General features: G+C 69.5%; 15 protein-coding genes and 1 pseudogene. 13 read left to right on the top strand and 3 right to left on the bottom strand.

Features of this window, described 5'->3' with window-relative positions:
* The first annotated feature begins 106 nt into the window (after positions 1-106).
* The 6 genes and pseudogenes from ACFZDL_RS20330 (at position 107) to ACFZDL_RS20305 (ending at position 7,360) form a co-directional block, all read left to right on the top strand.
* Entirely contained in the window at positions 107-2,350 is a 2,244-nt protein-coding gene (locus ACFZDL_RS20330) for an MMPL family transporter (protein WP_353587771.1), read from the top strand.
* 251 nt (positions 2,351-2,601) lie between these two features.
* Positions 2,602-3,708 (top strand): annotated as a pseudogene (locus tag ACFZDL_RS20325) (energy-coupling factor ABC transporter permease); the annotation flags it as partial.
* On the top strand, positions 3,706-4,530 hold the full coding sequence (locus ACFZDL_RS20320; RefSeq protein WP_391191848.1) for a PDGLE domain-containing protein: 825 nt from the start codon (positions 3,706-3,708) through the stop codon (positions 4,528-4,530). The pseudogene ACFZDL_RS20325 and the gene ACFZDL_RS20320, both read left to right, overlap by 3 nt.
* A gap of 1 nt (position 4,531) precedes the next feature.
* The gene (cbiQ, locus tag ACFZDL_RS20315) at positions 4,532-5,296 is read left to right on the top strand and encodes a cobalt ECF transporter T component CbiQ (RefSeq protein WP_353587769.1); all 765 of its coding nucleotides are present in this window, start codon (positions 4,532-4,534) and stop codon (positions 5,294-5,296) included.
* Positions 5,293-6,093, top strand: coding sequence for an ABC transporter ATP-binding protein (locus tag ACFZDL_RS20310; protein WP_353587767.1), 801 nt, complete (start codon positions 5,293-5,295; stop codon positions 6,091-6,093). The genes cbiQ and ACFZDL_RS20310 overlap by 4 nt, the downstream gene beginning before the upstream one ends.
* A gap of 73 nt (positions 6,094-6,166) precedes the next feature.
* Positions 6,167-7,360 (top strand): serine hydrolase domain-containing protein, encoded by a 1,194-nt coding sequence (locus ACFZDL_RS20305; protein ID WP_353588143.1) that lies wholly within the window; start codon positions 6,167-6,169, stop codon positions 7,358-7,360.
* Positions 7,361-7,384: 24 nt separating this feature from the next.
* Here the strand turns inward: ACFZDL_RS20305 and ACFZDL_RS20300 are convergent, their stop codons facing one another.
* Positions 7,385-7,834, bottom strand: a complete 450-nt coding sequence (locus tag ACFZDL_RS20300; RefSeq protein WP_353587765.1) for a carboxymuconolactone decarboxylase family protein — start codon at positions 7,832-7,834, stop codon at positions 7,385-7,387.
* A gap of 82 nt (positions 7,835-7,916) precedes the next feature.
* On the opposite strand from ACFZDL_RS20300, the gene ACFZDL_RS20295 reads away from it, so the two are divergent.
* From ACFZDL_RS20295 to ACFZDL_RS20265, 7 genes are all read left to right on the top strand, one after another.
* Positions 7,917-8,834 (top strand): sigma-70 family RNA polymerase sigma factor, encoded by a 918-nt coding sequence (locus ACFZDL_RS20295; protein ID WP_353587763.1) that lies wholly within the window; start codon positions 7,917-7,919, stop codon positions 8,832-8,834.
* 187 nt (positions 8,835-9,021) lie between these two features.
* A complete protein-coding gene (locus ACFZDL_RS20290) occupies positions 9,022-9,234 on the top strand; it encodes a hypothetical protein (RefSeq protein WP_353587760.1) in 213 nt (70 codons plus the stop codon).
* A complete protein-coding gene (locus tag ACFZDL_RS20285; RefSeq protein ID WP_353587759.1) occupies positions 9,218-9,742 on the top strand; it encodes a DUF6879 family protein in 525 nt (174 codons plus the stop codon). The genes ACFZDL_RS20290 and ACFZDL_RS20285 overlap by 17 nt, the downstream gene beginning before the upstream one ends.
* Positions 9,743-10,104: 362 nt before the next feature.
* Positions 10,105-10,242, top strand: a complete 138-nt coding sequence (locus tag ACFZDL_RS20280; RefSeq protein WP_353587757.1) for a hypothetical protein — start codon at positions 10,105-10,107, stop codon at positions 10,240-10,242.
* Complete coding sequence (locus ACFZDL_RS20275; RefSeq protein WP_353587755.1) at positions 10,223-10,762, top strand: DUF6879 family protein; 540 nt, start codon at positions 10,223-10,225, stop codon at positions 10,760-10,762. The genes ACFZDL_RS20280 and ACFZDL_RS20275 overlap by 20 nt, the downstream gene beginning before the upstream one ends.
* Positions 10,704-11,603: a helix-turn-helix transcriptional regulator gene (locus tag ACFZDL_RS20270; RefSeq protein ID WP_353587753.1), complete on the top strand. Its 900-nt coding sequence runs from the start codon at positions 10,704-10,706 to the stop codon at positions 11,601-11,603. Before ACFZDL_RS20275 ends, ACFZDL_RS20270 begins: the two co-directional genes overlap by 59 nt.
* A gap of 313 nt (positions 11,604-11,916) precedes the next feature.
* On the top strand, positions 11,917-12,102 hold the full coding sequence (locus ACFZDL_RS20265; RefSeq protein WP_353587751.1) for a hypothetical protein: 186 nt from the start codon (positions 11,917-11,919) through the stop codon (positions 12,100-12,102).
* Positions 12,103-12,232: 130 nt separating this feature from the next.
* Here ACFZDL_RS20265 and ACFZDL_RS20260 read toward each other — a convergent pair whose 3' ends face one another.
* On the bottom strand, positions 12,233-12,433 hold the full coding sequence (locus tag ACFZDL_RS20260; RefSeq protein WP_353587749.1) for a DUF397 domain-containing protein: 201 nt from the start codon (positions 12,431-12,433) through the stop codon (positions 12,233-12,235).
* Entirely contained in the window at positions 12,430-13,305 is an 876-nt protein-coding gene (locus tag ACFZDL_RS20255; RefSeq protein ID WP_353587747.1) for a helix-turn-helix transcriptional regulator, read from the bottom strand. The genes ACFZDL_RS20260 and ACFZDL_RS20255 overlap by 4 nt, the downstream gene beginning before the upstream one ends.
* Positions 13,306-13,318 lie beyond the last annotated feature (13 nt).

The raw sequence follows: 13,318 nt of genomic DNA, 5'->3' as shown, positions 1-13,318 counted from the left end.
CCGCACCACCACAACCCCATAGAGCTCCAGCCGGCGCGCCGCTCTCGTCGCCGTCTGGATCCCCAACCCTGCCAGTAACGCCTACTCGACGGGAGCACCTCTCCTCGTGGCCACGATCCTCTATAAACTCGGCCGATTCGCCTTCCGGCGACGTCGGTTCGTCGCCCTGATATGGGTGGCGCTCCTCGCGGTCGCCGGTGTCGGGGCAGCCACCGCCTCACCCCCTTCCAATGACAGCTTCTCCATCCCGGGCACGGAGGCCCAGAAGGCCTTCGACCTGCTGGAGCAGCGCTTCCCGGGTGGCAACGCACAGGGTGCCACCGCGCGCGTGGTCTTCAGGGCGCCGGCCGGCGAGAAGATGACCGACGCGGCCAACAAGGCCACGGTCGAGAAGACCGTCCGCGAACTCCGGTCCGGCTCCGACGAGGTCGCCTCGGTCGCCGACCCGTACAAGGCGGGCGGAGTCAGCAAGAACGGCACCACGGCGTACGTCCTGACCTCGTACAAGGTCAGCGCCATGGAGCTGGAGGACAAGACGCGGGACGCGCTGAAGGAGGCGGGCGAGGACGCCCGCGCCTCGGGGCTGACGGTCGAGATCGGCGGTGACGCGCTGGAGCAGATGCCGGAGACCGGCGCCACCGAGGTCATCGGCATCGCGGTCTCGGCGGTCGTCCTCCTCATCACCTTCGGCTCGCTGGTCGCCGCCGGACTGCCGCTGCTCACCGCGATCATCGGGGTCGGCATCGGCATCTCCGGGATCACCGCCCTCGCCACCACCCTGGGCCTGTCCAGTACGACCTCGACGCTGGCGATGATGATCGGCCTCGCGGTCGGCATCGACTACGCGCTGTTCATCGTCTCCCGCTACCGGGCCGAACTCGCCGAGGGCCGGGAGCGGGAGGAGGCCGCCGGGCGCGCGGTGGGCACCGCGGGATCCGCGGTGGTCTTCGCCGGGCTCACCGTCGTCATCGCCCTCGCCGGCCTCGCGGTCGTCAACATCCCGATGCTGTCCAAGATGGGCTTCGCCGCGGCGGGCACGGTGGTCATCGCCGTCCTCATCGCGATCAGCCTCATCCCGGCCCTCCTCGGGTTCGCGGGCGGCAAGGTGCTGCCCCGCAAGGTCCGCAAGGCCGCCAAGAAGGGCGCGGAGGCACCGGCCGCGGGCGAGGAGAAGCCCAACGCGGGCACCCGCTGGGCCCGTTTCGTGCTGCGCCGCCCGGTGGCGGTGCTGCTGGTGGGTGTGATCGGCCTCGGTGCCGCCGCGCTCCCCGCGGCCAGCCTGGAGCTCGGCCTGCCCGACGACGGCTCGCAGCCGACCAGCACCACCAAGCGCAAGGCGTACGACATGGTGTCCGAGGGCTTCGGCCCGGGCTTCAACGGGCCGCTGATGGTGCCCGTCGACGCCAAGGGCAGCGACGATCCCAAGGGCGCCGTGGAGCAGGCCCGCAAGGTCATCCGCGACGTCGACGGCGTCGCGAGCGTCAGCCCGGCCCGGTTCAACAAGGCCGGTGACACCGCGATGCTGACGGTCATCTCCAAGTACAAGCCCAGCAGCGTCGACACCGAGGACGTGGTCCACCACATCCGCGACGAGGCCGCGTCCCTCAAGTCCGAGACCGGCGCCGAGATGCTGGTGACCGGGCAGACGGCGATGAACATCGACATCTCGCAGAAGCTGAACGACGCGCTGCTGCCCTACCTGGGGCTGGTCGTCGGCCTGGCCTTCCTGCTGCTGATGGTGGTCTTCCGGTCGCTGCTGGTGCCGCTCAAGGCGGCCCTCGGCTTCCTGCTGTCCGTCGTGGCGGCGCTGGGCGCGGTCGTCGCGGTCTTCCAGTGGGGCTGGGGCGGTTCGCTGTTCAACGTCGAGGAGCCCGGCCCGATCATGAGCATGATGCCGATCTTCATGATCGGTGTGGTCTTCGGTCTGGCGATGGACTACGAGGTGTTCCTCGTGACCCGGATGCGCGAGGCGTACGTCCACGGCGAGCGGCCCGGTCAGGCCGTGGTCACGGGCTTCAAGCACGGGGCCCGGGTGGTCACCGCGGCCGCGGTCATCATGATGAGCGTCTTCGCCGGCTTCATCGGCTCGTCCGAGTCGATGGTGAAGATGATCGGCTTCGGCCTCGCCATCGCGGTGTTCTTCGACGCGTTCATCGTCCGTATGACCATCGTTCCGGCGGTGCTCGCGCTGCTCGGCAAGTCCGCGTGGTGGCTGCCGCGCTGGCTGGACAAGGCGCTGCCGAACGTGGACGTGGAGGGCGAGGGGCTGCGCAAGCAGCTCGACCCGGGCCCGGCGGTGCGCGCGGAGCGGGACGAGCGTGATCCCGACGCGGATCTCACTCGGGTGTAAGCGGGTGTAAGCCCGGGCCCGGTGTAAGCCCGGCTCCGGTGTGAGCCCGGCTTCGGTGTGGCGGCGGTCCTTCGCGAGTGCGCGGAGGGCCGCCGTCGTGTTGTGCGGCATGTGTGTGTGCGGTGATTTTCGCGGGTAGAGCGCTCTTGCGAATAGGTTGCAATAACGGGTTACCATCATCGAGCGGATAACCGGATTGGCGGATTCCGTGGATGAAGCGGACACCCCCGGCCCAGAAGCGGAGCCCCGTCATGCATGTCCCCGACGGATTCATCGACGCCCCGGTGTCCGTGGCGACGGGCGTGGTCGCGGCGGCGGCGGTAGCCGTCAGCCTGCGCGGCGCCCGGCGCGAGCTGGGGGAGGCGGGTGGCTCGGGCGGTTCTGTCGGCTCGGACGGTGAGCGCACCGCGCCGCTGGCCGGTCTCGTCGCCGCGTTCATCTTCGCCGTCCAGATGCTGAACTTCCCGGTCGCGGCCGGGACCAGCGGACATCTGCTCGGCGGGGCACTGGCCGCGATACTCGTCGGCCCGTACACGGGTGTGCTGTGCGTCTCCGTGGTGCTGCTCATGCAGGGCGTGCTCTTCGCGGACGGCGGCCTCACCGCGCTCGGCGTCAACATCACGGACATGGCGGTGGTCACCACGGTGGTGGCGTACGCCGTCTTCCGCGCCATCCTGAAACTCACACCCCGCCGGCGCCGCTCCGTGACCGTCGCCTCCTTCGTCGCCGCGCTGCTCTCCGTACCGGCCGCGGCCGTCGCCTTCACCGCGATCTACGCGCTCGGCGGCACGGCACATGTCTCGCTCGGCAAGGTCTTCACCGCGATGGTCGGCGTGCATGTGCTGATCGGCATCGGCGAGGCCGTCATCACGGCGCTGACGGTGGGCGCGGTGGTGGCCGTGCGCCCCGACCTGGTGTACGGCGCCCGCGGTCTGACACGCACCCTGGAGATCCGCACGGGCACGGTGGCCGCCCCGGCGGCGCCGGGCGCGCCCGGGCGGGCGCGGCCTGCGGCGGGGGCGGATGACGCGGTGCCCGCCCCTGCGGGCGCGGCCCCTGCGGCGCCGGCCGCATCTGCTGCGAGCGGCGTTGCCGCTCGGGCCTCCGAACGCGACGAGGAGGCAGGTGCCGCGCCGGGCCTCGCAGGTGCCGCGCCGGGCGCGGCGTTCGCGGCGCCGGTGACGGGGGCCGGGGGCGAGGCCGCCGCGCGTGTGCCCGAGCGCGACGGGGAGGCGGCCGCCTCGGCCGGTACGGCCGCCCCGGCGGCCTCCGGCCTCGCGGCGGCGACCGCCCGCTCGGGCGGGGACCTGGCGGCGACGCCCGAGTCGGGCGCGGGCGGCGTCGCCGCGCGGGCCGTGGGGCCCGGCGACGAGGCGGGGGCGCCCGCGGTGGGCCGGGGCGCCGGCGGTGAGGCGGGGAGCGCGGCGTCCGGCTTCGCGGCGGCGCCCGCGTCCGCTCCGGGGGCGCCGGAGGTCGCCGCCCCAGCGACGCGGGTCGACGGTGAGGCGGGAACGCCCGCGACCGGCCGCGCCGCAGGCGCCGTGGCGGGGACGGCGCCTGCCGCCGCCGACGCGACCGCCCCGGCGGCCTCCGGCCTCGCTGCGGCGCCTGGCGACTCCGCCGCACGAGCAGCAGGTGCGGCGTCGGGGGGTGGCGCGCTCCCGGCCCCCGCGCCGGCGGCGCGGCGGTCGGCGCGGCGGGTGTGGGCGATCGGGGTCGCGACGGCGCTGCTGTGTGCCGGGGTGGTCAGCTTCTACGCGTCCGCCAGCCCGGACGGCCTGGAGAAGGTCGCCCACGACAACGGCATCGACAAGAAGACCGAGGACCACGCCGCCAAGGACTCCCCGCTCGCCGACTACGGCGTCAAGGACATCAGCGACGCCCGGCTCTCCGGCGGCCTGGCCGGGGCGATCGGGGTGGGGGCGACCCTCGCTGTGGGCTCCGGGCTGTTCGTCGTCGTACGCCGCCGCGCCAAGAAGGCCGCGGGCCCCGCCGCCGTCCCGCCCGCCGCCGTCCCGCCCGCCGCCGTCCCGCCCGCGGCCGTCCCGCCCGCCGCCGTCCCGCCCGCCGCCGTCCCGCCCGCCGCCGTCGCGTCCGCTGCCACGCCGCCCGCGGGCGCGTCCGCCGCCGCGGCCCCCTCCGCCGCCACCCCCTCCGGCCACGACCCGGAAGCGGTCTGACATGGGCGCGGGTCACGCCCACAAGCTGTACCGGGAGGGCCGCTCGCCGGTGCACGCGCTGCCCCCGCAGTGCAAGATCGCCGCGGTGCTCTGCTTCGTGCTGGTCGTCGTCTCCACCCCGCGCGAGGCCGTGTGGGCCTTCGGGGTGTACGCGGTGGTGCTGGCGGCGGTCGCGGCGGTGGCGCGGATTCCGGCGGGGTATGTGCTGCGGCGGCTGCTGATCGAGATCCCTTTCGTGGCCTTCGCCGTGCTGATGCCGTTCGTCGCGGACGGCGAGCGCGTGGCGGTGCTCGGGATGGAGCTCAGCCGCCCCGGCCTGTGGGGCGCCTGGAACATCCTGGCCAAGGGCACGCTCGGGGTCGCCGCGTCCGTGCTGCTGGCCTCCACGACCGAGCTGCGGGCCCTGCTGCTGGGGCTGCAGCGGCTGCGGATGCCGTCGCTGCTGGTCCAGATCGCGTCGTTCATGATCCGCTACGGGGATGTCATCTCGGACGAGATGCGGCGGATGCGGATCGCCCGCCGGTCGCGCGGCTTCGAGGCGCGCGGGGTGCGCCACTGGGGCGTGCTCGCCAAGTCCGCCGGGGCGCTGTTCATCCGCTCGTACGAGCGCGGCGAGCGGGTCCACCTGGCGATGATCAGCCGGGGCTATGCGGGCACCATGCCGGTGATCGACGATATGACGGCGACCCGGGCGCAGTGGCTGTCCGCCGCGGCCCTCCCGCTGACCGCGCTGGCGGTCTGCCTGACCGGATGGATGTTGATATGACCGGCTCGTCTTCCTCGGAGACCGCTCCCCGGACCGCCCCGCCCTCCCACGCGCCTTCCCTCCGGGTATCCGGCCTGGCGTACGCCTACCCCGACGGCCACCAGGCCCTCTTCGGCGTCGACCTGACCGTCGCCCGCGGCGAGCGGGTCGCGCTGCTCGGGCCCAACGGCGCGGGCAAGACCACCCTGGTCCTGCACCTCAACGGGATCCTGGACGCGGGGGCGGGGACGGTCACGGTGGCCGGGCTGCCCGTCTCCAAGCCCAACCTGGCCGAGATCCGCCGCCGCGTCGGCATCGTCTTCCAGGACCCCGACGACCAGTTGTTCATGCCGACCGTGCGCGAGGACGTCGCGTTCGGCCCGGCGGCGTCCGGGCTGCGGGGCGCGGAGCTGGAGCAGCGGGTGATCAGGGCCCTGGAGCGGGTCGGCATGGCCGAGTTCGCCGACCGCCCGCCGCACCACCTCTCCTTCGGGCAGCGGCGGCGCGTGGCGGTCGCGACCGTCCTGGCCATGGAGCCGGAGATCCTGGTGCTTGACGAGCCCTCCTCCAACCTGGACCCCGCCTCGCGCCGTGAGCTGGCCGACATCCTGCGCTCCTTGGACGTCACGGTGCTGATGGTCACCCACGACCTGCCGTACGCGCTGGAGCTGTGCCCGCGCTCGGTGGTGCTCAGCGGCGGGGTGATCGCCGCCGACGGCCGTACCCAGGACCTGCTGTGTGACGAGGCCCTGATGCGGGAACATCGTCTCGAGCTGCCCTTCGGTTTCGACCCCCGCTCGGTGACCGCCCCGGTCTGAGGCATCCGGCGGGGGCGATGCACCATGGGGGGAGCACACTTCGCCCTCGGCATGGTGGGAGTACGGATCAGTGGTGGACGTCCAGGGCACGGTGGCCGACGGATTCGAACCGGTCCGGGACGCCTTCGTGGACAACTTCGCCCGGCGCGGCGAGCGCGGCGCGGCCGTGGCCGTGTACCGGGAGGGCCACAAGGTCGTCGATCTGTGGGCCGGTACAAAGGATGTTCAGGGAGGCGCGGACGGCGAGCCGTGGGCCCAGGACACCGCGCAGGTCGTCCGGTCCGTCACCAAAGGCATCGCCGCCGCCGTACCGCTGCTGCTCCACCAGCGCGGCCAGCTCGACCTGGACGGCCGGGTCGGCACGTACTGGCCGGAGTTCAAGGCGAACGGCAAGGAGCGGGTCCTGGTGCGGCATCTGCTCAGCCACCGCGCCGGGGTGCCCGTGCTGGACACCCCGCTGGCCCCCGTCCAGGCCATCGACGGCTTCCACGGCCCGCGGGCGGTCGCCGCCCAGCAGCCCGTATGGGAGCCGGGCACCGCCCACGGCTACCACGCGCAGACCTACAGCTGGCTGATCGGCGAGCTGGTCCGGCGGGTCACCGGGCGCACCATCGGCCGCTGGATAGCCGAGGAGATAGCCCGGCCGCTGGGCCTCGACCTGTGGCTCGGGCTGCCGGACCAGGAGCGCGGCCGCGTCGGCCGGATCGGGCCCGTGGAGGCCCCGCCCGCACCCGCCGCCCAGGGCCCGCGGCTGCGGCCCAAGCGGTCGGTCGCCGAGGCGTACCAGAACCCCGACTCGCTCACCCGGCGCGCCTTCGAGGCGATCAGCCCGGTGCCGGACGAGAACGACCCCGCCTATCTGGAAGCCGAGCTGCCCGCCTCGGGCGGCGTGGCCACCGCCGACGCGCTGGCCCGCTTCTACGCGGCGCTGATCGGCCCGCTGCCCTCGGCGGGCCCCCTGCGGTCCGGCGGCCGCCTCTTCGCGCCCGCGACGCTGACCCTCGCCCGTACGGAGGAGTCCGCGGGCCCGGACGAGGTGCTGGTCATCGGCACCCGCTTCGGGCTCGGCTACATGCTGCACGGCCCGGCCTCCCCGCTCCTGACCCCCGCCTCCTTCGGCCACCCGGGCCGCGGCGGCTCCCTCGCCTTCGCCGACCCCGAGGCGGGCATCGGCTTCGGCTACGTCACCAACGGCATGCAGCGCGGCGTCACCGCGGACCCGCGCGCGCAGGCGCTGGTGCGGGCGTTGCGGGCCGCTCTCAAGTGAGGCTCAGCCGCTTTCACGTGAGGCTCACCAGGTCTTGCCGGCCTGCTCCCGGATCGTGCGGTTGATCCGGTTGAAGAAGTTGGTGAGCGCGATCTCCAGGGTGATCGCGGACAGTTGCTCCTTGTTGAAATGGCGGGCCGCGGTGTCCCAGATCTCGTCGGTCACCCCCGGCGCGCCGTCCTGGATCCGGGTGGCGGCCTCCGCCAGTTCGAGCGCCGCCCGCTCCTCCTCGGAGAAGAAGGGCGTCTCACGCCACGCGACCACGTTGTGCAGCCGCTCGTCGGTCTCCCCGCGCTTCTTCGCCGACTGGACACCCGCGTATACGCACGGGCTGCAGCCGTTGATCTGGCTGGCCCGAAGGTGGACCAGCTCCAGCAGGCGCGGGTCGACGCCACCGGCGTGAATCGCCTTGAAGAGATGCTGGATCGCGGTGGTCACATCGGGATTCGCCGCGCTCTTCATACGTGCTTCCATCGGTCTCGCCCCTTCATCGGTTACCTGTGCCCGTCCGGGCACGTCATCCCCATGACGGAGCGGATCCGAGGAAGGTAACAACATGTCCGACCCCAGCCCGACGGACCCGGTGGCCGAGGCGTTCGAGGCCCAGCGCGACCGGCTGCTCGCGGTCGCCCACCGCATGCTCGGCTCGCACGCCGACGCCGAGGACGTCGTCCAGGAGGCATGGCTGCGGCTCTCGGGCCAGGACACGGCGGCCATCCACAACCTCGCCGGCTGGCTGACCACGGTGGTCGGCCGGATCAGCCTCGACGTCCTGCGCTCGCGCCAGTCCCGCCCCCAGGCCTCCTACGACGACCGGCTGCCCGAACTCGTCGTGACGATCGACGACGCCGCCACCCCGGAGGACGACGCGACGCTCGCCGACTCGGTCGGGCTCGCGCTCCTCGTCGTCCTCGACTCGCTCAGACCGAGCGAGCGGCTGGCCTTCGTCCTGCACGACCTGTTCGCGGTGCCGTTCGACGAGATCGGCCAGATCCTCGGCAAGTCCACCGCCGCCACCAAGATGCTCGCCAGCCGCGCCCGCAGGAAGGTCCGCGCGACGAAGCAGCCGACGACCGTCGGCCGGAAGCAGCGCGAGGTGGTCCAGGCCTTCCTGGCGGCGGCTCGCCGCGGCGACTTCGAAGGGCTGCTGCGCGTGCTCGACCCCGAGGTGAAGCTGACCGTCGACACCCCCGACGGCGTGTTCGTCACCCTCGGCGCGACCGAAGTCGCCGCCGGCGCCAGGCTGTCCGCCAACGCGGGCGTGCGGGGACAGGCGGTGCTCGTGGGCGGCCTCCCCGGAATCGTGGCATGGCGCGAGGACGGCTCCCCCCTCTCTGTCGCCGCGTTCACCGTCACCGAGACCCGGATCACCCGTATCGCGATCGTGATCGACCCGGCCAAGCTCGCGTCGATGGACCTGCCGAGTCCTCCCCCTCTCGCTCCCGGTCCTACGAGCCGCCCCAAGCCACGTTGATGACGGCCACGAGCATGGCGAGGGCGATCGTCACATCCTTGGGCAGGTGCATGGCCTCACGCCGGGCCGAGCCGTGATCATCTACCCGAGTACGCGAATATGGGCGTTGTGCTGTGGACGAGTTCCGTGCAGCGGACCTAGCGTCGTCCTGGCGGCGGGATCAGCCTGTGCAGGAAGGGGGGGCACCATGACGCGAAGCGATCTAACCCGTCTCACCGGCAATACCGACGGGCCTCACTGCGACGACGACGATTGCCCGAACGTCTACCGAGACAAGACTGATGGCGGCATCGTCATCCAGGGCGACCAGTGCGAAGCGTTCCAGCCTCCGGCTGGGGAGGCGCTGGTGAAGATTCCAGAGCACGTTCTGAGGGAGGCTGTTCGTGCTCTTGGATGGTGATGGTTGGCGAGAGTTCTTCGATGCCTTCGAACGGGAAGCATGGCGGTTCGAGGCACAGCCCACGTACACCATGCCCAAGGAGCAGGAAAACGTAGCCCGCTTTCTGCTGGGTGAAGGAAAGCCCGCGAATCACAATGCGCGCTGGCATGAGCGAGTGAAGGGATACGTCAGCTCAGGCCGCAGCATTGGACGTGTTCGCGTCGTGCGCCGGCCGCTCACCGACTACCAGCGTTACCAATTCGCGTGGGGTATCCCCGGCAACATCAAGGCTGGTGAGCACATCCGAGTCCTGGATGTGACCCACGACGACCACGGCTTGCCGCTCACCGGCCAGGACTGGTGGATGTTCGACGGGACCCGTATCGCCCATCTCAACTTCCGGCCGGACGGCACCCAGATCAACCGCGAGGTGTACGAGGGAAATCCCGCTCCCTACCGGGAATGGAAGCGGATCGCCCTGGAGCACTCCGTGCCCTTCGAGGAGTACGTGAAGGGCCTTGACCTTTGACCCTAGACGTGTACATCGAGCAGTTTCAGGCGGTCGGCGGCTCGTACGTCATGCCAGGCAAGGAGGAGCGCTCCCGGCAGGTCGTCGAGGCCTGCCACGCACGCGGCACTTGTGGGGTGGCCGCAACACCTACTTCAGTGAGCTTGGGCCCTACGTGGCGCGGCAGTCCACCGGGGCCGACTCGTTTATGCGAGAACGTGACTCGTTGGCTGGAGCGCTTGAGTGATGGGCAACACTCTTCGTAGCTTTCTCATGACAGCAGCCGGAGAGGATGAGGTGTATTGAAACTGACCAGGATCGCCGGGGGACCGTGCGGCAACACGTCAGGGGGCGACGACTGCGGCAACGGAGACTGTCCATCGGTGTTCACCACTGACCGGCCGGGCATGGTCGCCGTGCAGGGGTACACGGTCGACCACAGGACGCCGGCAGGGGAAGGCATGGTCATGATCCCCGAAGAGATTTTAAGGGAGGCTGCGCATGCCCTCGGCATCGGTTAGCAAAACACTCGACGGCGACGAGTGGCAGTCGTATTTCCAGAACTTCAAGCACTCTGCTTTCCGGCTGGAAGTACACCAGGTCTACACGATGCCACTGGAGGCAGAGACGCTGCGCAGTTTCCTCGCCGGAGACGACAAGCCGGACGGCTTCAACTCCGAGTGGCATCAGACCATTAGGGGACATGCGGCGGCCGGCCGGACGATCCAGCGGGCCAAACTCGTACGCCTGCCTCTGACGGACTACAGCCGGTATCTCTTCGAGTGGTGCATTCCCGGCAACGTCGAGGCCGGGGAGGATTACCGCATTGTCGATGTGACCGACAAAGCACCAGACCTGCCGGAACAAGACTTCTGGCTCTTCGACGAGTCCACCGTGGTCCACCTGAACTACCGTCCCGACGGAACGCAGATCAACCGGGAGCTACTGCAGGACCCGGACATCGGACAGTACCTCCAATGGCGTGATCTCGCAGTCACGGCGGGCACGCCCTTCGCTGAGTGGAAACGTGCTCGAACCTGATAAGCAAGCGCAGGAGAGAAAAGACCTGGCGGAGGCTCTTCGGAGCCTCCGTCGGGCGTCTGGCCTGAGCGGCGAGCGTCTAGCCGTACGCTGCAATCTGAGCCAAACGAAGATCAGTCGAATAGAAACGGGTCGCCTGCTGCCAAGCGTGATCGACGTCGAATGCATTCTGTCAGCCCTCAATGTTCCGCCAGACGCGGCAGAAGAACTGCTGAATTTGGCGCGCAGGGCGAACGTCGACTACATTGCATGGCGCACCTACGCCCGCGTCGGGCTGTACCAGAAGCAAGCAGAACTAAAGGCGCTAGAGAACACCGCCCGGTCGATGCGGCACTTTCTCCCAGCGGTCCCCACAGGGCTCCTGCATGTGCGAGAGTACGCGGAACAGTCTCTCTCCAAGACCGTGCATAGCGATCCGGCGAGAGATGTGCAAAGAGCTGTGCAGGCTCGCATGGACCGTCAGGCCATCCTGGATGATCCAGGCCGCTCATTCGTTTTTCTGCTCACTGAGCAGGCCGTAAGGTGGCGCATAGCCGGTCCAGACGTGATGGCCGCACAAACGGAACACATGGCCGATGTCTCTCGGAAGCCAAATGTAGAGATAGCGATCATCCCCCAATCTGCTCAGGTGCCCGGCATCCCGCTTCACGTATTCGTCGTCTACGACGACCGTCTGGTTACGGTCGAGCTCTTTTCTGGCGAAGTCATCCTAAGGGATCCACGCGACGTTTATCATCATGCTGATCTGTTCTCCTTTTTCTTGAGCCGCGCCCTAACCGGAGAGCGGGCAACCTCCTTCCTCCAAGCCGTGTCAGAGGAGTTCATGCGAGAACGTGACTGAATCGCCTCAGCCCCGGTTCTGTTCGCTACCTTGGATAGGCGACCAAAGATTCTCGAAGGGGCAGGCGACTGTTTCGACTTCGGCTGTCGGACGTGCCACCACACGTTCAAACTGCCATGCCCTCAATGCGCCGGCGGAACCGTCGTGCTCACCACAACGCGCAGCCCATGAACTCCCGCCCCGGCGCTGGAAACCCTGGACAGGCGAGCAGCCGGGGCGGGTGACCACGCCGCAGAGGAAACCCGCTGCGGTTCACTGGTCATGTCATCGACGGTACGGCGGCATGGCTTATCGCGAAAGAGGAGGTTGGTAGATGAGCGCTGCGGCCGTCGATTCGTACGAGACGCGCACGCCCGACGCGGAAGGGTGGCGCGGAGTCCCGTTCCCGCACCCGCGTGACCTGGCGACCGCGCAGGCCGACGGAGGGAAGCACGACGGAGGACCCATTCCCCCCGAGGCCCCCCGCGACCCTGCCCCGCAGGGCGGGGACGGCAAATAGCTCCCTGGCAGCCTCCGCCGCTGTCTGAGCTTTCCTCGGCGGCAGACGGCAGGGCCGCCCGTGCAACTCTGGGGCGCCCCGGGGCCCCGGCGACGGTCTGTTCGTCGGGGCCCTCGCGTGTCTGAGCTGACTAGCGGTCGAACTTCCCCTGACTGACGCCCAGGAGGAACGCTTGCCAAGCTCCTCGGGTGAACGTCAGGTGAGGGCCGTGCATGTCTTTGCTGTCCCGTACGGCACGGCCGCAGTCGGCTGTGCCCGCAACCTCTACACAGTTGTTCTCTGCGCCGGAGTATGACGACTTCCGGTACGGTCCTATACCTTCAGGGGTCACTTCGCGTCTTCCTTGCTGCTCCGCAGTACGCCCCGGATGAGCCGTCGGCTCGCTTCCGGTGCCAGAGCTGCCGATCGTAGCTGGTCAAAGGCGAGGGAGTAAGCCGTAAGGTCCTCGGTCGCTTCGAGGATGGATGACCCGCGCAAGTTGTCCAGCGTCACCGCTTCCACAACGGGTTCTGCGTCGAAAGAGAAGCACGAAAAGGCGGACGGCATCGTAGCTTTCACGCCTGCCGAGATGGGCAGCACCTGAAGCGTCACGTTCTGCCTCTTGCTCACTTCGAGGATGTGAGCCAACTGCTCCTGGAAGATCTCGATCTCCACGACAGGGTGGATGATTACCGGCTCCCAGATGATCGCCGTGTATTCGGCGGCCCCCTCCCTCTCCTGGATCTTGGTCTGGCGATCCTCCCTCACCTTGACCAGTTTCGGAACCCTGTCGGGGTCGATGAAGGCGGGTGCACTTCTGATGACCGCTTCAGCGTAGGCGGGGATTTGCAACAGTCCTGGAATCAGCGCCGGTTGCCACTCGCGGATAAATGTGGCGTCGTCCTCAAGGCAGATGTGGTCCAGGTAGTCCGCTCGGAGGTGTGCGGCATGCTCCAACCACCAGCCGCGCCGATTCGCATTCTTGGCCAGGTCCTCAAGTTTCTTGCGGATTGCCGGATCGTGCACGCCGTAGGCCTTGAGCATTTCGCGAATCTCAAGGGGGCGAGCCGTGACATGCCCGCTTTCAATGCGGCTGACCCTGGTTTGAGAAGCCGAGATCACTTCAGCGGCTTGCGGCTGGTCGAGCTTCGCGGCGTGTCGGTACCTCTTGAGTGCTGCGCCAAGTCGCCTACTGCGCACCGTGGGCCGTCCCCCTGCGGGCATAGATCCCTCCCTC

The sequence above is a fragment of the Streptomyces sp. NPDC007917 genome (assembly GCF_042959105.1).
Lineage (GTDB): Bacteria > Actinomycetota > Actinomycetes > Streptomycetales > Streptomycetaceae > Streptomyces.
This window is presented reverse-complemented; position numbering and strand designations above follow the sequence as displayed.